This window comes from Pseudomonas sp. H9 (assembly GCF_004353925.1).
In the GTDB taxonomy this organism is placed as follows: Bacteria; Pseudomonadota; Gammaproteobacteria; order Pseudomonadales; family Pseudomonadaceae; genus Aquipseudomonas.
The window spans coordinates 588,436-605,530 of the sequence record NZ_SMOK01000011.1 but is presented as its reverse complement, the minus strand read 5'-3'; the positions used below and the strand labels follow the sequence as shown (position 1 = coordinate 605,530).

Below are 17,095 nucleotides of genomic sequence, written 5' to 3'. Positions count from 1 at the left end.
TGGCCGGGGCCCATGGTGGAACTCGGGTGCGCCACATGTGAATCAGGCGCTACCGAAGAAACTATGGGATCGACTTGGACTTGTCTCGATACTGGATACGATTAGTCGGCTTAGCCGCGTAGCCTGAACCGCCGTGTACGGAACCGTACGCACGGTGGTGTGAGAGGACGGCGGGTGTAAACCCGCCTCCTACTCGATCCCTGTTTTGCCAGACCGCTACTGGCATCGAACGGGACAATCAGGCGATGATCGGCAGATGAATCACGTTCCGGCGAGGCATGGCTACCGGCGCAGTGTGCGCAGCGGGCAGCCGTTGACTATCTGGCTGAACTATCAGCCGCCGTTGCACTGGCCTTCGCTGCTGGGGTTTTTCGCTGCGCGTTGCATCAGCGGTATCGAGACAGTCCAGGCCGGGGTGTATGCGCGTACGCTGGTGCTGCATGGGCGTCACGCTGTCATTCAGGTCAGCCCGGCACATGGACATCGTTTGAAGCTGACAGTATTTGGTGTGCCGCCAGCGGCGCTGCCGAGTTTGATCGCCAAGGTGCGCCGGGTGTTTGACCTTGATGCACCGACGGCTGCAATTGAAGCGCACCTTGGCCATGATCCGTTGATGGCCAGGCTGCTCGCGGCGCGTCCGGGTTTACGTGTACCGCAGGGCTGGGACAGCTTCGAGCAGGCCATGCGTACGGTGCTGGGCCAGCAAATCAGCGTGGCCGGGGCGATGACCTTGGCGGCCCGCCTGGTGCTGCGCTACGGTCGGCCACTGTCGTCGCCGGTCGCTGATGCACAGGGCCTGACCCATGTGTTTCCGGTGCCGGCGGCGCTGGTTGACGAAGACTTGAGCGTGCTGGGCATGCCGCGTTCGCGGGCCAGAACGCTGTCGACGATGGCCCGCGCATTGCTGGATGACCCGCAGTTGCTCAGCCCCACCGCCGATCTGGCCGGCTGGGCCAAACGCCTGTGCCAATTACCCGGTATTGGCCCGTGGAGCGCGCAATACCTGGCGCTACGCCAACTGGGCGCTGGCGATGCCATGCCGTCGAGCGACCTGGTCCTGATCAAGGCCTTGCGCCTGCTCGAAGGCCCTGAGGCGCAACTGGCGGAGCGCGCCCGCGCCTGGAGCCCGTGGCGGGCCTATGCGGCCCAACACCTGTGGACGTCGTTGAGTTGACTCACCGCGACAGGCGCCATTTCACTTCGGTGATGCCGTAGCGTTCCGCCAGTGGCTGGCTGATTTTCTTGATTTTCTCGCGCCCGTAACGGCCAATACGACCCACTCCCGCGTCGCAACTCGCCCAGTGCCAGGCTTCGGCGTTGTCCATGGTTTCGGCACGGACAATGAACGATTTGGGTTCGCCGTGCAGTGCATAGTCAATGACGAAAAGTTTTGCAGTGTTCATAGGGCTAAACAGTTCCTTTCAGCTGTGACCGAGTACATCCCTTCCTTGTGTGTAATGAGTTGCGCAGGGCTGAAAAAATTCAATCGGATTGCCTGCGCCGTTCATCTGCAGCGTGCACGGTGGGTGTGAACTTCAGGGCGCGAAAGCGGCTCAGCTGAAGGAGCAGACCTGCTGATTGTTGTGCTGCATGAGGCCACCGTTGCGGCATCAGTAATTTCAATTGGCCGTGAAGGGTTGCTCGGTAGTTACTGAGCAGTCGAGCCGGTCACCTGTGAGGATCGCACCATGTCATTGATTGGCGTTTCCAGCCTTGAGCTGTGCCAGCTGCTGGAGCAGGCGTTTCTGCCTGATCGTAGTGTGGTGTCGTGCACTGACGATGAGCACCTGACCATTCAGTTGGGGCAGGGTGATAGCTTGAGTAATTGCGTGACGGTTACCGGTGTGCGCATCCACAGCCTCACCAGTTGCCACGAGCTGGCCGCGCTGGTGGCCCAGGTGCGCGAGGAACAGCGCCTTGGGCAGGCCTGTAGGAGCGGGCTTGCCCCGCGATAGCTATCTATCAGACACATCGCGTCGCGGGGCAACCCCGCGCCTACAGGGCGAGGTTCAAAAGCGTTCATCCAGCAGGGCGGGCAAGGTCAGTTCGCGAACAAAACTGGCCGACGACAGGCTCAATGCCATGCGCACCACCTGTACCACATCGTGTACTGGGATCAACTGGCCTTCGCCGTGTTGCGCCGCCAGCTCGCGTGGGGTGGTCAGCGGGTCATCGGTGTTCAGGTAACCCAGGTTCAGGCAGGTCACCCCCAGGTTTTGATGGCGAAAGCCTTCACGCAAGGCATCGGCGATACCCCGCAAGGCGAATTTCGAGGCCCCGAAGGTTACTTCCGGGCGGCCACTTTGCGGCAGCCCCGAGGTTGAACCAGTGAGGATGATTCGTGGCCGTGGGCTCTGCAGCAAGGTCGGTAGCAGGCGTTTGATCAACAGCAGCGGGGCGCTGATGTTACAACTGACAATGGCCTCGATCTGCGCTTCATCATCGGCGAGAAAGTCGTAGGCTGCAGTGAAGGCCTGGGATTCCCAGATTCCCAGGTTATAGATCAGTGTGTCCAGCGCCTGGCCTTGCAACGCCTGTTGCAAGTGCGCTGCGGCGGCCTTGGGGTGGGCCAGGTCGGCTTCGATCCATTGCACCTGTACACCGGGCTGCGCCACCAAGCCTTCAGGGCGTTGGCGTGACACGCCGATCAGCGTGTCGCCCGCTTCACCCAATCCCTCGATCAACGCCCGGCCCAAGCCTTTGCTGGCACCTACCACCATGGTTTTCATCGCCTGTCTCCTGACGTGGCTTGTGGTTGAAAGCGAGCATGCCACCAGATGGGCGAAGGCTTGGCAAAAGGGCGATTGTTTCCGGGTGTGTATTTTTGCTGTTTATGCCAGGTAACGCCGGAACCAGGCCAGGGTCCGATCCCACGCCAGCTTCGCCGCCGCCTCGTCGTAGCGGGGCGTGGTGTCGTTATGAAAGCCGTGATTGGCCCCGGGATAAAAATAGGCTTCGTAGGTTTTACCCGCAGCCTTGAGCGCTTGTTCAAAGGCGGGCCAGCCTTCGTTGATGCGGGTGTCGAGTTCACCGTAGTGCAACAGCAGCGGTGCCTTGATTTTCGGCACATCCTTGGCGTCCGGTTGGCGTCCGTAGAAGGGCACTGCAGCCGCGAGTTCCGGGTAGGCCACCGCCGCTGCGTTGGCCACACCGCCTCCGTAGCAAAAACCGGTGATCCCGACCTTGTCGGTGGTGGCGTCGTTTTTCATCAGCCATTCGAGGGCGGCGAAGAAGTCGTTCATAAGTTTCTCTGGATCGACGCTGGCCTGCAGCTCACGGCCCTTGTCGTCATCGCCTGGGTAGCCGCCCACCGAACTCAGGCCGTCGGGCGCCAAGGCCACGAAACCGGCTTTGGCCAGGCGTCGGGCGACATCTTCGATGTAAGGGTTGAGCCCGCGGTTTTCATGCACCACCACAACACCTGGGACTTTGCCCTGCGCCTTGGCGGGGCGCACCAGATAACCACGTACCTGACCATGGCCTTTGGGCGAAGGGTAGGTGATGTACTCGGCGACAATGTCCGGGTCGCTGGCCGGGACTTGCACGGCCAGTGCGTAGTTCGGGCTCAAGGAGGTCAACAGCGCGCTGGCGCTCATCCCGGCCAGCGTGAAGGCTGCTGCACGGTCGAGAAACTCACGGCGATTGATGCGGCCGTGGGCATAGAAATCGTAGAGTTCCAGCAGTTCCGGGGCGAAGTCTTTGGCGGTGAGGCGTTCCATGGGCGCATGCTCTGAAGAACCGGGTCTGCTTCATTAAAGCAGACCCGGTAGGCAGGAGCGGGCTTGCCCCGCGACGCGAAGTGACTGACAGACCGTAATCGCCGGGCGAGCCCACACAGACAGCCTGTACCTACCGAGTTACTCCGCTAGCAGGAAATCAATCATCGCCCTGACCCGCAGCGGCACATGACGCGCGTGAGGGTAGATGAGCATGAACGGCCGCGAAGTGCCGCCGAAGTCGCTGAGCACTTCCTGCAGCTGGCCGCTGTCCAATTCCTGTTGCACGGTGAAGCGATAGGCCTGCATCAGCCCGGCGCCGCTTTTTACCAGGGTCACGGTAGCGAGGAAGTCCTCCAGGCAGGTATAGCTGCCGGTGGTGGGGATCTCCACGGTTTTACCTTCAAGCCGAAACGACCAACTGCTGGCGCGCCCGCTGCTGGGAATTTCGAACTGGATGCACTCATGCGCGTGCAAGTCGTATGGGGATTGCGGTGTTCCTGCGCGGCGCAAGTACGCTGGGGTGGCGACCACCACCAGCTCAGCATCTTCCAGGCGGCGGGCGATCAGGTTGGAGTCGGCCGGTTCACGGCCACGGATCGCCAGGTCGTAGCCCTCGTCAGCAAAGTCGATGTTGCGGTTGCTGACGTGGACGTCGATGCGTACCTGCGGGTAGCGCTGGCGGAACTGTGGCAGCCGTGGCAACAACCGGTAGTGCGCATAGGGGGTCGGCATGCTGATGCGCAGCACGCCGGACGGCTCTGCCTGTGAGCCGGTGACTTCGCGCTCAGCATCCACCAGTTGGCTCAGTGCCTGGCGACAGCGTTCGAAGTAACGCTGGCCACTGTCGGTCAGGCGCACCTGGCGGGTGGTGCGCACGAACAAGCGCACGCCCAGGCGTTCTTCCAAACGGGCTATGGAACGGCTGACGGCCGCCGGGGTGACGCCGGCCTGAGCGGCCGCTGCAGTAAAGCTGCTGGTTTGCGCCGCGAGGCAGAACAGCTCGATGCTGCCCAGTTGAACATCGTCGAAAAGGCGGGTCATGGCGACTCAATTAATTACATGAGGTATCTATTCAAGTTCCACGCGCAGTATTTTTCAAGTGGCAGTTGGTAATTACAGTGAGCGCCATGTACCGGGCCTACTGCCTGGTCTTCAGGAGCTATCGATCATGCACAGCAATAAAACGGTCATCGTAACGGGCGCCTCCAGTGGCTTGGGTTTTGCCATCGCCAAGGCTTACCTGCAACGCGGCGACAATGTCGTTGGCAATGCGCGGACGCTGGCGCGTTTGCAGGATGCGGCGGCCAAGCTTGGCAACCCGGCTAATTTCTTGTTGGTGGAAGGGGATATATCCCTGCCGGAAACCGCCGAGAAGCTGTTCGCGCAGGCCATTGAGGCGTTCGGCAAAGTCGATGTGCTGGTCAACAACGCCGGTATTTTCATTGGCAAGCCGGTGGCCGATTACACACCGGCCGACATCGAGGCCATCGTCGATACCAATCTCAAGGGCTTTGTGTATCCGGCGCAGGCGGCGGCCCGGCATATGAGCGGTAATGGCGCCGGGCATATCATCGCCATTACCGCATCGATTGCCTTGCAACCGAACCGCAAGGTACCGGCGTTGCTGCCGGTACTGATCAAGGGTGGCTTGAATCAAGCCGTGCGCGCCCTGGCGTTGGAACTTGCGCCAGCACAAGTACAGGTCAATGCCGTGGCCCCGGGGATCATCGACACCCCGCTGCATGGCGACGACCCGCAGGCCCGCGCCGCGTTCAAGGCACTGGCGCCGACCGGGCAGATCGGCACGCCGGAAGATGTGGTCGATGCGGTGTTGTACTTGAGCGATTCACGTTTTGTCACCGGTACGGTGATCGCCGTGGACGGTGGTTCGGCGACGGGTGTCTGGTAATCAATAGGAGTGAACACACCATGCCTTACGTTCATATTCGGGTCACTGAGGAAGGGGTCAGCGCCGAGCAAAAACGTGCGCTGATTGAAGGGAGCACCGAGCTGTTGCGCCAGGTGTTGAACAAACCGCCGGCCTCGACCTTCGTGGTGATCGAGGAAGTGCCCACCGACAATTGGGGCGTCGGTGGTGAAACGGTGACGGCCCTGCGCCAACGAGGGCAATAAACTGGCGACGTGCCTGGGCGTGGCTACAACGGTAAGGCGTACAGTGAGAACAACCGCCTGATCGCCTTGGTCGTGCCGCCCAGGTACGTTGCGTAGCCTTGCTCGATGTCTCCGGAGCGGTACAGGTTGCTGAGCACGGTATCCACCAGCAGACGAAAATCCTCGTCGGCACGGGGGAGCACCATCGACACCGGCGCGTAGTCGTAGGTGCGCTCGACCAGCATCAACGTCTCGTTATCAGCGTGCGCCAACAGGTTCTTCAGCAGCATGCGTTCAGAGAAGAACGCATCGGCCTTGCCCTGAGCAACGGCTTGCAGCCCAGCGGCGTTGTTGGCCACGGCGACGACGGTGGCGATCACCCCCAGAGACTGCAGTTGCCTATGCACCCATTGCTCCGTCACGCCACCGGCGACCACGGCAAAGGTCTGATTGGCCAGGCCACGATTGACCGTTGCCCGCCAAGTGGGCCCCGTGTGCGCCTGCTTGCCGTTGAGCACATTGAGCAGCGGCTCAGGCGCGTCCTTGCGTACCACAGCGCTAACGCCAGCAGTGTAGATCGGTATGGAAAAGCTGACCTGCTGACGCCGTTGCAGGGTGGCCACGGTCGGGGTGCAGAGCAGATCGACCTGACCGGAACTGACGGCACTGATCTCATCGGCCAGCGCTACTGTTTCAAAGCTTACGCGTAGGTCAGGGCGGGCTACGGTCACCTTCACCTGTTCAGCCACCTTCAGGCACAGGTCGATGGCATAGCCACTGGCCTTGTCACCGTCTTGCACGCTGAAAGGGGCAAAGTCCGGCAGGTAACCCAGGGTCAAGGTCTGGCTGCTGCGCACGCGCTCCAGGGTGTTGGCCGTGGCGAGGGCCGGCAACAATGTGAGCAGGCAGGTAAGGCGTACAAGGGTGGACGTCATGTCAGCTCCCGTTCAAGGTGTTTCGGTACGTTCGGCCGCAGCCTGCTGAATGATGAAACGCTTGGCGACAAAGCCGTACAACAGGTAACCGAACGCCAGCACCAAAGCGCCGTTAAGCACCGCCTCCATGCCACAGGCATACAGGGCGTACAACGAATAGCCCACGGCAACCAGCAGCACCAGGGTATTGCGGCTGTACACCGCAGGCCCGACCCTGGCCTTGTGCATGATCGCCAACAGGCCGGTCAATGCCGTTACGTAGGGAATCAGGTTGGTCACTGCGGCCAGGCTGACCAGCTTGGCGAACTGCGCACTGGCGTTGGGCGAGATCGTCGACAGGGCCATGATCGTTTGCAGTACCCCGCAGACCACCATGCCAAGAATCGGCGCATTCAAGGCACTGAGCCGGGAGAACAACTGCGGGAACATGCCTTGATCGGCGGTCATCTTGGCCGTTTGCGCCAGGGTGAATTGCCAGCCCAGCAGCGAGCCGACGCAGGCCAGTACCGCCAACACCATGATGATGTTGCCAACCAGTGGGGAGAACATTTTCGCGTACACCAGGGCGAACGGCGCCGAGGCATTGGCCAGTTCTGCGTTGGGCACAATGCCCTGGATTACCGTGGTCGACAGCACATAGACCACCGCTGCTCCGAGGGTACCGAACAGGCAGGCAAGGGGCACATTACGCTTGGGGTTTTCCACGGCATCGAACGCTTGTGCGGCTGACTCCATGCCCAGAAAGGCCCAGAGGGTCAGCGGGATGGTCTTGCCGATAGCCTCCCAGATCGGCAAGTCGTTGGGGTTCCAGGCCTGGGTGAACACGCTGCGATCAAACCAGAACCAGCCAATCACGCTCAAGCCGGCCACCGGAATGATCACGCCCCAGACGGTTATCGCGCCGATCCGCCCGGTAATGGCCGGGCCGCCGAAGTTGGCGATAATCGTCAGCCACAGCAAGGCGATAGTGCCGATACACAGGGCAATGGCGCTGCTGCCGAGCCACGGAAGGAAGGCCGTCATGTAGCCGACGGCGGAGATCGCCACTGCAACATTGGCAATGGCCAGTGACAGAAAGTACAGGTAGGAGCAGAGAAAGAACCCCGATTTGGCGTGCGCCTCCTCGGTATAGGCTGACAGCCCCCCGGAGCGTGAACAGTACACCCCGCATTGAGTAAAACTGTAGGCGATTGCCATTGAGCCGATGGCCGTCACCACCCAGGACAACAACGAAACCGCGCCCAGTTGCGCCATGCTGGTGGGCAGCATGATGATGCCCGAGCCCATCATGTTGACGGTCACCAGTGTGGTGAGCCCGACCAGTGTCATTTTCTTGCCTGAGTCCGCCATAACCGTCCCCGATTGTGATCCACGGCTTATTGGGTATAGGCCATTTGAGGGAACTTGGGCGAAGCGGCGCATATCTTAGCTGGGTAGGTACTCGATTTCCGGAGGCACCATTATGCGTCGTTTACTGATCGCTTCTTCGCTTGTGCTGTGCATGCCCTTGGGTTCGGCTCTGGCGGATGTTGACGCCAAAGACGTTGCGACCTCGGCGGGTATATCCGCTTCGCTGTACTCCACCTTCAAGGATGACAAACGTATCATTCCGGCGCGTGACGAGGCGTCTTCGTTCATTGCCAGTGGCGGTGCCATCCGTGGTGTGTACCTGGAGGCGATGGTGCAGCGTGTTCGTCAGGAATACCCGGGGCTCAAAGCCAGCGATGAAGACATTGCCCGGGCGATTCTGACGAGCGATGAGTGGTGATTGGTGGGGGTGGGCTTGCTATGGGAGCAACTGTCTTGCTCCATCCTGTGGGAGCGGCTTCAGCCGCGAACACGGGCGAAGCCCGTGCCATCCACCGCGGTGTTTGCTTCGCGGGTGAACCCGCTCCCACAGAATTTTTGAAACCCTGGTGGGAGCGGGCTTGCCTCGCGATGGCGATTTATCAACCAACATCGCATCGCGGGGCAAGCCCGCACCTGCTGGGTCTACACCGGTTGCCATAGTACGTAGCGGTCTTTGCCGCCATGTTTGGCCTGGTACAGGGCTTCGTCGGCCTTGACCAGGGCGTTGGTCAGGTTGTCGTCGTGCAGGATCCGGGTCAGGCCGATACTGATGGTCACCGGGTGCTCCACGGCGTCTTCACGGACCCGTTTACACAAGGCATCGACGCGTCGCTCGGCATCTGCCTGGTCAACGCCCCACAGGTAAATGACAAACTCCTCGCCACCCAGCCGTGCATACTCGAACTCGGTCATCGACGCTTTGATGTTGGCCGCAGTGCGTTTGAGTACCACATCGCCAATGTCGTGACCGAAGCGGTCATTGACCTTCTTGAAGTTATCGATGTCGATCATTGCCAGGTAGCGGTGTTGCACGTCGTCGTCTTGCAGGTGGGTCTGGGCTTTGGCCATGAACGAGCGGCGGTTGGGGATCTCGGTGAGGACGTCGATGTACGCCTGGTCGAGCAACACCTTGGACATGTAGAAGTTGTACAGTTTGGCGCGCCGCATTTTCAGGTAGGTGTAGATGATCAGGCCGTTGATGAATACGCCGTAGCACAGGAACATCAAACCCCGCAGGTCGAACAGGCGCACGCCGGGCACCTGGAAGGGGTGAAGGTTGATCCAGGACACCACCAGTACGGCGAAAAATGACCAGCGTCGTACCGGCAGCACCGAGACGCTGTACAACACGGTGGATGCGCCCAATACCAGCCAGGCTGGCCGCAAACCCACCGGCAGGCCTTCGATCACCAGGCGCATGGCCAGGGTGATGACGGTGATGAACGCCAGGTTGAGGATGTCGAAATGCCCGGCCTTGTGAATGAAGGCCAGGATGATGGTCATGCACACCATGATGGTGATGAACGCCATGGAGATCCAGGTGAAGTCCTGCTGGCCCAGGTAACTGACGATCACGTCGAACAGCAGCCAGATGCCAATGCTGACCACAAAGATCAGCAGGCAGAAAGAATGTAGGTTTTCGAAATCATGCTGGCGAAACTCCCGGCGCAACGCCGGTGGTGCGATGTTTCTACGCACTTGTTGTTCGATGGTCTTGTACATGGCGGCCTTGCAGATTCAATGAGTGCTTAATACGTCTCAGTTGCTGTCCAAGGTTAGCAGGCCCTTGGCCCATGGCCGATAACGCAGAGAGAACACCGCTGTCGGGTGGCAGCCAGTGTGTGGCTCGGGGGTAGCGGCGACCGCCGTGAACGGCTGGCCGGGTCGGCTGGATTGGCGAAAGGCCTCCTGCACGACGCCGACCGAGCAGGGCAGTGCGCTCAGGTACTGCTGGCGTACCCAGGGGCTCAGACGCTGGGTGCCGGCGCCGTCTTGCCACCAGACTTGCAGCGGCACAGCGGCCAGTTGTTGCAGCCAGGCGCCGTTGGCGGCAGGGCTCAGATGCGCAGCACTGAATGCGCTGACATGCACAGGCGCGTCGAGGCGTTGCCTGAATGCCTGAAGCTGGGTGTACAAGGCCTGACGCCTGTGCTGATCGTTGAAATGCACATCGTCCAGTTCCATCGGCAGGTACCAACCCGCCACCGGCAGCTTCCAGTCGCGTTGCAGGCGCTGCTGCTGGGTCAGTGAGCGACCCAATTGGGCTTTCCAGTAGGTGGCGAGGCCTGCACTGTCCAGTTCATTGATGCGCTGGTAGTAGGCGGCGTCCATGTACAGCCCCAACACCAGTTGCAAGCCTTGCTCATGGGCGCCGCGCAGGCTGTTGGCGAGCCAGCCGTCGGCACCGCCGAAGTCGCTGTCGCCATAGGCCGTCCACTGCACAATCAGGGTTTTGCCGCCCTGAGCGGCGGTGGCCTTCCATAAGGCTTGCCATTGCGCCGGGCTTAGCGAGGCATCGCGGTTGAGCGGTTGATAGAACACACGCTGGTCAGCAGTGGCCGACAGGCTCAGGGCAAGCAGTAGCAAACTGATCCAGTTGCGCATCAGAAGTTCATCTCCACACCCACCAGCATGCCATTGGCACGCTCATACAGATTGCCGCCCAGCGATTGCTGGTACTCGGCACGCACCTTGAGTGAGCCGCGATAGGCGTTATAGCGGTCGTCGTCGAACCACCACTGCCAGCGCAAGCCAACCCCGGTCCGCAGGTCTTGGCGCCAGTCGTTGCTGGGGTCTTGGCTGGAGAATTCCAGGAAACCGTAGGGCATCAGGGTTTGTGGCGAAGTGCTCGGCAACTTCCAGACATGCCCTTGCTGGTAGCGTGACAGCCACTGATGATCACCGGCACGAGTCCACCAGGCGGCGTCGAGGTAGAGGAAGCGCTCGTTCCACTGGCTCTCATCGATGCGCCAGTCGTTACGCCAGTCGCCTTGGTCGAGGAACGAGGCAGTGGCACGCAACAACAGGTCGTTGCTCGACTCGGCATTGCCGCGCAAGTCGCCCCAGTTGTCGGCGACCTTGCTCGGGCTGAGCAACTCGCCGAGGCTCAAGCCGTTGTAGTGAGCGTCGTCAATCTGACGCTGGTGGTACAGCTCGGCGTACAGGTTGAGGTTGGCGCGGCCCAGTGGCTTGTAACGCAGACCGACACCGGTGCCCATGCTTTGCGCATAGTCGGTGCGGCTCTGGCCTCCGAACAGCACGCGGCCATACACCGACAGGGTGCTGCCGTTGCGGCTAGGCTCTTCGCCCAGGGCGTGGTCCCACATGGCCAGTTGCACGTTCTGCGAAGCTGCGCGGCGGTCTTCGCGGTTGTCGCGGAAGTTGTCGTTGGTGGAAATACCGGCCGGCGACCAAGTGCTGGCGAGGGTGATGCTGTCGCGTCGTGACAGGCTTTCATGAGCGCGGCGCTGACGGTACTTGCGCGCCTCCAGGCTGCCGTATTCGTCATCGCCGTCGACGAGGTTCTGTTCGACGTCGATTACTCGACGCAGTTCTTGACGTGCAGCGGCACTGTCTTCGACTTCGTCGTAACGCAGCGCCAGGGTTTCGCCCAAGCGGTAGTCCTCAGGGAAGTCGCGGGTGGCGCGCTGCAGTGAAGGAATCGATTGGCGGCGCACGTCCGGGTCGTCAGAACCTGCCAGGCGCATGCCGTAGTCGGCCTGATAACGCGGATTGTTCGGGTCCAGGCGTACGGCTTCGGCGAGCCAGAGCAGGCTCTGTTGGCTATCACCCGCATGCTGTGCGGTGGTCGAGGCGTTGTAGTAGTGGTCGGCACGAGGTTGATGCTGCAGCGCCTCGCGTTGATCGTTCAGCGCTGTGGCGTAATCGCCCTGACGCTCGGCAATTGCAGCACCGAGCGCAAAGTCATCGGCGCTGTGGTGTGTGGCCTTGTTCCAGTGCAGTCTGGCGCGCGTCGGGTCGTTTGCGTTGAGTGCGCTACGGGCTGCGGTGAGGTGGGCGTTGTCGGTCCATTCACTGTCGCTGAGGCTGTTCCAGATTGGTTGCGCCGCTTGTGAATCACCTGCTGCCTCCAGGGCGTAGGCCAAAGGCAGGCGGTTGCCGGTGTCGCCCAGACGCTCGGCGGCTTGATAGTAGGCGACCGCTTCACCCGGGCGCTCGGGCATGGCGCAGCGGCCCAGGGCGCGCAACTGGCCGACCTCGGTGGGGGTGGCAGGGATAGCCTGGCGCACGGCCGCGCACTCACCGTTTTCGGCCAGACGCGCGAGCAGCAAGGCGCGGTTGGCAGCGTCGATGCGGGGTATCAAACCGCTCATGCGGCGCACATCCAGGGGGGCGTCGGCCTGGCTGTACAACCCGGCCAGGCGCTGTAGCAATGATGGCGGCAAGCGCCCTTGGCGGCGGTCGTAGGCGTGCTCGAGCAGTTGCCGGACATGCTGCTGGCGGCCGGCTTTGAGCTCAAGGAAAGTAGCTTGCTCCAGTGCGCTCAGGTCACCGGTTTGCCGATACAACTGCTCCCACAGCTGTGCTGAGCCGCCGCCTGTACCGTGCAAGCGCTGGTTGAGCACCAGCCAGGTTTTCGGATCGTCCTCGGCGCGGCATTGGTTCAATTGCTGGCGGGCGAGGGCCTGGTCATGGCGCGACAGCCATTCGGCAGTCTCAAGGCATGGCCGCTTCAGTTCGTTGCTCAAGCGTTGTACCAGCGCACTGTCGTTGCCCTGGCGCGCCAGTTCCCACTGCTGTTGTCGCAGTGCGGGTTGCTTGAGGTCGTCTTCGGGCAGTGTCTGCAGCCAGCGTTGGGCCATCTGTCGGTGGTCGAGGGCGATGGCCCGGTTGGCCATGGCCAGGCGGGTCTGGCGGGCGATCTCGGCAGACGGGGGATGTTCAAGCAGTTGCTGTAGCGGCGCTTCATCCAGGCGCTGGACATAGGCATTGGCCAGGCGCTGCCAGTCTTGGCTGGCGAGTTGGCCTCGCGCGGCCAAGGGCGCCAGGGCGTCGATGGTCTGGTTCCAGTCGTGCAGCTGCTCGGCCCAGTTGGCACGGGCCAGACGCAGAATGTTGTCGTCGCCTTTGGCGGGCAACTGGTTGAGCCAGTCCAAGGCTTGGGATGCACCACCGTTTTTGGCCAGACGCAGGCTGTAGGCTTGCCACAGACGGATGCGCTGGTTCAGTGCGCTGTTGGCGATCCAGCTTTCCACCAGGCCGGCGGCTGGCGGGTCTTGCTCGATCCAGGCCAAGCGCAGTTCCAGCAGGGTATCGGCGCTGGCGTTCTGCTCGGCTACTTGCTCGGCCTCACGGTAACGCTGCTGGTGAACCAGCGCCTGAACCAGCAGGGCGCGTGCTTCGTCGTTGTTGGGTACTCGCTCCAGCAGGTGGCGGGTCAGGCGTTCGACTTCTTTCCAGTTGTTGTTCTTGGCCTCGCGGTAGCTGCGCTCCATGTAGGGGTAGCTGCGATAACGTTCGAAATCGCTGAGCGGAGCGGCCAGGCTGTGAACGGAATAGAGCGAAAGCAACAGGCAGGCAAAAGTCAGGGGGGGGCGCAAGCTCATGCCACCTCCCGGGTCAGCTCATAGGCCGCGCGCTGTTCCTCGGCTTGTTCGGCGAGGGCCGCTTGCAACACTTCTTCACTGATGATGCTGCGGGCGATCAGGTGTGCGCCTAGCGACAGGTGTTCGGGGTTGAAGTCGATCAGGGCCTGATTGAACAAGGTCGGCGGCACCTTGCCGCGCACTTGCAGGAGGGTGCCGAGCATCACTTGATGGCGGCTGACGCGTTCAAGCAGGGCGGCATCATCCTGATGCCGTTTGAGCACCGCGAGCATCTGCCGGGTTTCCTCTTTTTGCCAGGGGCTGGGGTAGTTGTAACGCAGGCCGAGGGTGACACGGCCTTGCGGGGCGAGGCGGTAGGTCACCGGGCGTTTGAGTTGGCGGCTGATGACGCCCAGCGACACCTGGCTGACCGGCGTTTCGCTGGCCAGGATCAGTGTGTTTGCGTCTTCGGCAACCGGTAGCACGCCGTAGTGCACCGCCAGGCTGCGCGGCATTTTCGCGATCAGTTGCGGGTCGAGTTTGAATGGGTTGAGCGGCGCCCAGGGCACGTCCAACTGTTCGGCCAGGGTCTGCACCAGTTGCTCACTGTTGAGCCAGCCGCGCAGCAGCAACTCGCGGCCCAGACGCCGCCGCAAAGGGTTGGTGATTGCCTCGTGCAATTGCGCTTCGGTGATCAGGCCCTTGTCGACCAGGCGTTGGCCCAGCGGTGTGCGCATGGGCGAGGCCAGGGCGGGGAATTCGTGGGTGGTTTTGTCCCAGGCGACGCGCCGAGAGTCACCCATTTCCATGACCTGGCGCAGTGCGCGCAGGTTGGCGAAGAAGTTGACGAAGTTGCTCCACATCATCCGTGGTGCCGACAGTAGCCCCTCGACGATGCCGTAGTAGCGGGTGACGAAGAACCCACGCTGGAACAGGCGGTTGACCAGCATCAGGCCGTTGAGCCACAGCAGCGCAGTGAGTAACGGGCTGTCGGCGAGAATCGATTGAAAGTGCCAGCTGTTGGGGGCGATGACCGTGACCAGCCACATCGCCAGCAACACCAGGAACAACAGGTTGACCAGAAAGCTCAGCAGGTAGGCGAACAGGCCACGGCGATCACGCCAGAGGAAGTAATTGAGTGCTCCCCGGCGGCTCCAGCCGAGGTTGCGGGTGCCTTGGAATACGATACCGACGATCCAGCGAGACTTCTGCCGAATCGCATGTTGCCAGTCGCGGGGGAAGTGCTCACGTACGCAGATCACCTGGGCGAACTCTCGGCTCATGCCCAGGCGCCAGTCACGCTTGAGCGCCAGTTGTGGGTCGGTCATGGAGTAGCGGGCGAAGATGCACTTCATGCCCTTCTGTTTGAGGCGAAAGCCGATGTCGTAGTCTTCGGTCAGGCTTTGCACGTCGAAGGCAATGCCGTCGCCGTCGGCCAACAGGGCGCCGATGGCACGGCGGCTGAAGCAGGTGCCAACGCCGGCACTGGGCACCTGCCCGGTCAGGGCCTCGCGGACGATTACATCCTTGCCATGGTTTTCGGCGAATTCATCGACATAGTGCCCTGCGGTAAACCCGCGCCATTGCGGGGCGAACGGGTACACCGGGATCTGGATCATGTCCTTGTTCGGCAGCAGGTAGTTGTACAGGCGCAGCTCCATCGGCGAGATGACATCTTCGGCGTCGTGCAGAATGAAACCGGCGAACTCGATTTTCGCGTCGCTCTGAAAACGCAGGATAGCGTCGATGATGTTGTTCAGGCAGTCGGCCTTGCTGGTCGGGCCAGGGCGGGCGCACACCACTTTGTGCACGTTGGGGTAATGCAGGCACACGGCATCGACGTCAGCCTGGGTTTGCGGGTCGTTGGGGTAGGTGCCGACGAAAATCTGGTAGTTCTCGTAGTCGAGCGTTGATGCCGCCAGGCGCGCCATTTCACCGACCACACCCACTTCGTTCCAGGCCGGCACCATGATCGCCAGCGGTTGCTCCGGTGCCTCGAACAAGCGTCTTTCGTCGGCCTTCTCGTACTTGTCATAAATACGAAAACGGCGGATCAGTTTGCGCCCCCAGTAGACGACATCGATAAACAGGTCATCCAGGCCGAGCAGAAACATCAGGCTGGCCAGGGTGATTGCCAGAAGCTTGAGACCGAACAGCACATAAGTGAGGAAATCGACAAAGGCCAGACTCATGAGGCGCTGCGCTCTTGAGCGTTTTCCTCGAGCCAGCGGCTCAGTCGTTCAGCGATACGTTCGCTGGCATGGCCATCGCCATAGGGCGTGAAGACTTTGCTCATCTGTTTGTAGACGTCCGGGTCGTCGAGCAGCAGGCTGGTTTCCTTGACGATCCGTTCAGTTTGGGTGCCGACCAGTTTGACCGTGCCGCCTTCGAGCACCGAGTGCCGCTCGGTGACCTTGCGCAGCACCAGCAGCGGCTTGCCCAGGGCGGGGGCTTCTTCCTGAATGCCGCCCGAATCCGTGATGATCAGGTAGGCACGGTTCATCAGCCAGACAAAATGTTGATAGTCCTGGGGCTTGACCAGCAGGATGTTCGGTTGGTGCGAGAGCACCGCGTACACCGCGGCTTGCACCTGCGGATTGAGGTGTACCGGGTAGACGAATTGCACCTGCGGGTAGCGCAGGGCCAGTTCGGCCAGGGCCAGGCAGATGCGTTCAAAACCCTGACCGAAGTTCTCCCGGCGGTGGCCGGTGATCAGCACCATGCGCTGGTCATCGTGCAATTGTGCCAGCGGCGAGTCAGCGGCGGGCTTCCAGTGGCTGCGGAGCAGGTAATCGCGCATCCACAGCAAGGCATCGATCACCGTGTTGCCGGTGACTTCGATCTGTTCCAGCGTGACCCCTTCGCGCAACAGGTTATCGCGGGCACGGTTGGTGGGCGGAAAGTGCAGGTCGGCTATCACACCGGTCAGACGGCGGTTGGCTTCTTCAGGCCAGGGTGCTTTGAGGCTGCCACTGCGCAACCCGGCTTCGACGTGTGCGATGGGGATCTGACGGTTGAAGGCGGCGAGGGCGGCGATGAAACTGGTGGTGGTGTCGCCATGCACCAAAACAATGTCGGGCTTGATGCGGGTGTAGGTGGCGTCCAGTTGCTCAAGCAAATGCTGGGACAGGCCATTGAGGGTCTGGTTCTGGGTCATTACATGCAGGTCTTCATCGACGCTCAGGCCAAAGTCCCTGAGCACCTGCTGGAGCATTTCCCGGTGTTGGCCAGTGGAGCAGATGTTCAGCTCAATCTCGGGCCACTGTCGCAGTACCTGGGCCAGAGGCGCCATCTTGATGGCTTCAGGACGTGTGCCAAACACCATCATGACTGTATATGCCATTGTCCCGCTCCTCGTCCCGTCCATAAGTGCGAAGTTGTACATAAATGCGGTGTTGTAGGGTTTAGATACAAGCAGCAGAAGGCGGGCTTG

At 61.4% G+C, this 17,095-nt stretch carries 16 protein-coding genes and 1 pseudogene; 6 read left to right on the top strand and 11 right to left on the bottom strand.

Annotated features, from left to right (window positions below):
* Nucleotides 1-127 (top strand): annotated as a pseudogene (locus tag E1573_RS26995) (maturase); the annotation flags it as partial.
* A gap of 129 nt (nucleotides 128-256) precedes the next feature.
* Entirely contained in the window at nucleotides 257-1,174 is a 918-nt protein-coding gene (locus tag E1573_RS10525) for a DNA-3-methyladenine glycosylase (RefSeq protein WP_133213306.1), read from the top strand.
* Nucleotide 1,175: 1 nt separating this feature from the next.
* On the opposite strand, the gene E1573_RS10520 is transcribed toward E1573_RS10525, so the two are convergent.
* Nucleotides 1,176-1,403: a DUF6555 family protein gene (locus tag E1573_RS10520; protein ID WP_133213304.1), complete on the bottom strand. Its 228-nt coding sequence runs from the start codon at nucleotides 1,401-1,403 to the stop codon at nucleotides 1,176-1,178.
* Between the two features lie 285 nt (nucleotides 1,404-1,688).
* On the opposite strand from E1573_RS10520, the gene E1573_RS10515 reads away from it, so the two are divergent.
* Nucleotides 1,689-1,955, top strand: a complete 267-nt coding sequence (locus tag E1573_RS10515; protein WP_133213302.1) for a DUF1652 domain-containing protein — start codon at nucleotides 1,689-1,691, stop codon at nucleotides 1,953-1,955.
* Between the two features lie 54 nt (nucleotides 1,956-2,009).
* Here E1573_RS10515 and E1573_RS10510 read toward each other — a convergent pair whose 3' ends face one another.
* The 3 genes from E1573_RS10510 to E1573_RS10500 form a co-directional block, all read right to left on the bottom strand.
* Complete coding sequence (locus tag E1573_RS10510) at nucleotides 2,010-2,729, bottom strand: SDR family oxidoreductase (protein ID WP_133213300.1); 720 nt, start codon at nucleotides 2,727-2,729, stop codon at nucleotides 2,010-2,012.
* A 102-nt stretch (nucleotides 2,730-2,831) separates the two neighbouring features.
* Nucleotides 2,832-3,719, bottom strand: coding sequence for a YghX family hydrolase (gene yghX, locus E1573_RS10505; protein ID WP_133213298.1), 888 nt, complete (start codon nucleotides 3,717-3,719; stop codon nucleotides 2,832-2,834).
* A 138-nt stretch (nucleotides 3,720-3,857) separates the two neighbouring features.
* On the bottom strand, nucleotides 3,858-4,760 hold the full coding sequence (locus E1573_RS10500) for a LysR family transcriptional regulator (protein WP_133213296.1): 903 nt from the start codon (nucleotides 4,758-4,760) through the stop codon (nucleotides 3,858-3,860).
* 127 nt (nucleotides 4,761-4,887) lie between these two features.
* Here E1573_RS10500 and E1573_RS10495 point away from each other — a divergent pair, with 127 nt between their 5' ends.
* Together E1573_RS10495 and E1573_RS10490 are read left to right on the top strand one after the other, a co-directional pair.
* Nucleotides 4,888-5,628, top strand: a complete 741-nt coding sequence (locus E1573_RS10495; protein WP_133213294.1) for an SDR family NAD(P)-dependent oxidoreductase — start codon at nucleotides 4,888-4,890, stop codon at nucleotides 5,626-5,628.
* 20 nt (nucleotides 5,629-5,648) lie between these two features.
* A complete protein-coding gene (locus tag E1573_RS10490) occupies nucleotides 5,649-5,852 on the top strand; it encodes a 4-oxalocrotonate tautomerase family protein (RefSeq protein WP_133213292.1) in 204 nt (67 codons plus the stop codon).
* 23 nt (nucleotides 5,853-5,875) lie between these two features.
* On the opposite strand, the gene E1573_RS10485 is transcribed toward E1573_RS10490, so the two are convergent.
* Both E1573_RS10485 and potE read right to left on the bottom strand, forming a co-directional pair.
* On the bottom strand, nucleotides 5,876-6,766 hold the full coding sequence (locus E1573_RS10485; protein ID WP_133213290.1) for an amino acid ABC transporter substrate-binding protein: 891 nt from the start codon (nucleotides 6,764-6,766) through the stop codon (nucleotides 5,876-5,878).
* A 12-nt stretch (nucleotides 6,767-6,778) separates the two neighbouring features.
* Nucleotides 6,779-8,116 carry a putrescine-ornithine antiporter gene (potE, locus tag E1573_RS10480; protein ID WP_133213288.1) on the bottom strand — a complete coding sequence of 446 codons (1,338 nt, stop codon included), beginning with the start codon at nucleotides 8,114-8,116 and terminating at the stop codon, nucleotides 6,779-6,781.
* A gap of 112 nt (nucleotides 8,117-8,228) precedes the next feature.
* On the opposite strand from potE, the gene E1573_RS10475 reads away from it, so the two are divergent.
* Nucleotides 8,229-8,534, top strand: a complete 306-nt coding sequence (locus E1573_RS10475) for a DUF2388 domain-containing protein (protein ID WP_133213286.1) — start codon at nucleotides 8,229-8,231, stop codon at nucleotides 8,532-8,534.
* Nucleotides 8,535-8,758: 224 nt separating this feature from the next.
* Here E1573_RS10475 and E1573_RS10465 read toward each other — a convergent pair whose 3' ends face one another.
* Genes E1573_RS10465 through wecB form a run of 5 tightly spaced genes read right to left on the bottom strand, consistent with a single transcriptional unit; the run spans nucleotide 8,759 to nucleotide 17,005 of the window.
* Nucleotides 8,759-9,838, bottom strand: coding sequence for a diguanylate cyclase (locus E1573_RS10465; protein ID WP_133213284.1), 1,080 nt, complete (start codon nucleotides 9,836-9,838; stop codon nucleotides 8,759-8,761).
* 36 nt (nucleotides 9,839-9,874) lie between these two features.
* Nucleotides 9,875-10,720 carry a DUF4434 family protein gene (locus E1573_RS10460; protein ID WP_133213282.1) on the bottom strand — a complete coding sequence of 282 codons (846 nt, stop codon included), beginning with the start codon at nucleotides 10,718-10,720 and terminating at the stop codon, nucleotides 9,875-9,877.
* Nucleotides 10,720-13,683 (bottom strand): phage receptor, encoded by a 2,964-nt coding sequence (locus tag E1573_RS10455; RefSeq protein WP_133213280.1) that lies wholly within the window; start codon nucleotides 13,681-13,683, stop codon nucleotides 10,720-10,722. The genes E1573_RS10460 and E1573_RS10455 overlap by 1 nt, the downstream gene beginning before the upstream one ends.
* Nucleotides 13,680-15,854 (bottom strand): cyclic di-3',5'-guanylate-activated glycosyltransferase NrfB, encoded by a 2,175-nt coding sequence (nrfB, locus tag E1573_RS10450; RefSeq protein ID WP_133213278.1) that lies wholly within the window; start codon nucleotides 15,852-15,854, stop codon nucleotides 13,680-13,682. Before nrfB ends, E1573_RS10455 begins: the two co-directional genes overlap by 4 nt.
* Nucleotides 15,851-17,005, bottom strand: coding sequence for a non-hydrolyzing UDP-N-acetylglucosamine 2-epimerase (wecB, locus tag E1573_RS10445; RefSeq protein ID WP_133213276.1), 1,155 nt, complete (start codon nucleotides 17,003-17,005; stop codon nucleotides 15,851-15,853). Before wecB ends, nrfB begins: the two co-directional genes overlap by 4 nt.
* Nucleotides 17,006-17,095: the final 90 nt, after the last annotated feature.

Bases quoted from the DNA above. Each gene is read 5' to 3' on its own strand.
- E1573_RS10525 (WP_133213306.1), top strand. From the start codon at position 257: ATGAATCACGTTCCGGCGAGGCATGGCTACCGGCGCAGTGTGCGCAGC.
- E1573_RS10520 (WP_133213304.1), bottom strand. From the start codon at position 1,403: ATGAACACTGCAAAACTTTTCGTCATTGACTATGCACTGCACGGCGAA.
- E1573_RS10515 (WP_133213302.1), top strand. From the start codon at position 1,689: ATGTCATTGATTGGCGTTTCCAGCCTTGAGCTGTGCCAGCTGCTGGAG.
- E1573_RS10510 (WP_133213300.1), bottom strand. From the start codon at position 2,729: ATGAAAACCATGGTGGTAGGTGCCAGCAAAGGCTTGGGCCGGGCGTTG.
- yghX (WP_133213298.1), bottom strand. From the start codon at position 3,719: ATGGAACGCCTCACCGCCAAAGACTTCGCCCCGGAACTGCTGGAACTC.
- E1573_RS10500 (WP_133213296.1), bottom strand. From the start codon at position 4,760: ATGACCCGCCTTTTCGACGATGTTCAACTGGGCAGCATCGAGCTGTTC.
- E1573_RS10495 (WP_133213294.1), top strand. From the start codon at position 4,888: ATGCACAGCAATAAAACGGTCATCGTAACGGGCGCCTCCAGTGGCTTG.
- E1573_RS10490 (WP_133213292.1), top strand. From the start codon at position 5,649: ATGCCTTACGTTCATATTCGGGTCACTGAGGAAGGGGTCAGCGCCGAG.
- E1573_RS10485 (WP_133213290.1), bottom strand. From the start codon at position 6,766: ATGACGTCCACCCTTGTACGCCTTACCTGCCTGCTCACATTGTTGCCG.
- potE (WP_133213288.1), bottom strand. From the start codon at position 8,116: ATGGCGGACTCAGGCAAGAAAATGACACTGGTCGGGCTCACCACACTG.
- E1573_RS10475 (WP_133213286.1), top strand. From the start codon at position 8,229: ATGCGTCGTTTACTGATCGCTTCTTCGCTTGTGCTGTGCATGCCCTTG.
- E1573_RS10465 (WP_133213284.1), bottom strand. From the start codon at position 9,838: ATGTACAAGACCATCGAACAACAAGTGCGTAGAAACATCGCACCACCG.
- E1573_RS10460 (WP_133213282.1), bottom strand. From the start codon at position 10,720: ATGCGCAACTGGATCAGTTTGCTACTGCTTGCCCTGAGCCTGTCGGCC.
- E1573_RS10455 (WP_133213280.1), bottom strand. From the start codon at position 13,683: ATGAGCTTGCGCCCCCCCCTGACTTTTGCCTGCCTGTTGCTTTCGCTC.
- nrfB (WP_133213278.1), bottom strand. From the start codon at position 15,854: ATGAGTCTGGCCTTTGTCGATTTCCTCACTTATGTGCTGTTCGGTCTC.
- wecB (WP_133213276.1), bottom strand. From the start codon at position 17,005: ATGGCATATACAGTCATGATGGTGTTTGGCACACGTCCTGAAGCCATC.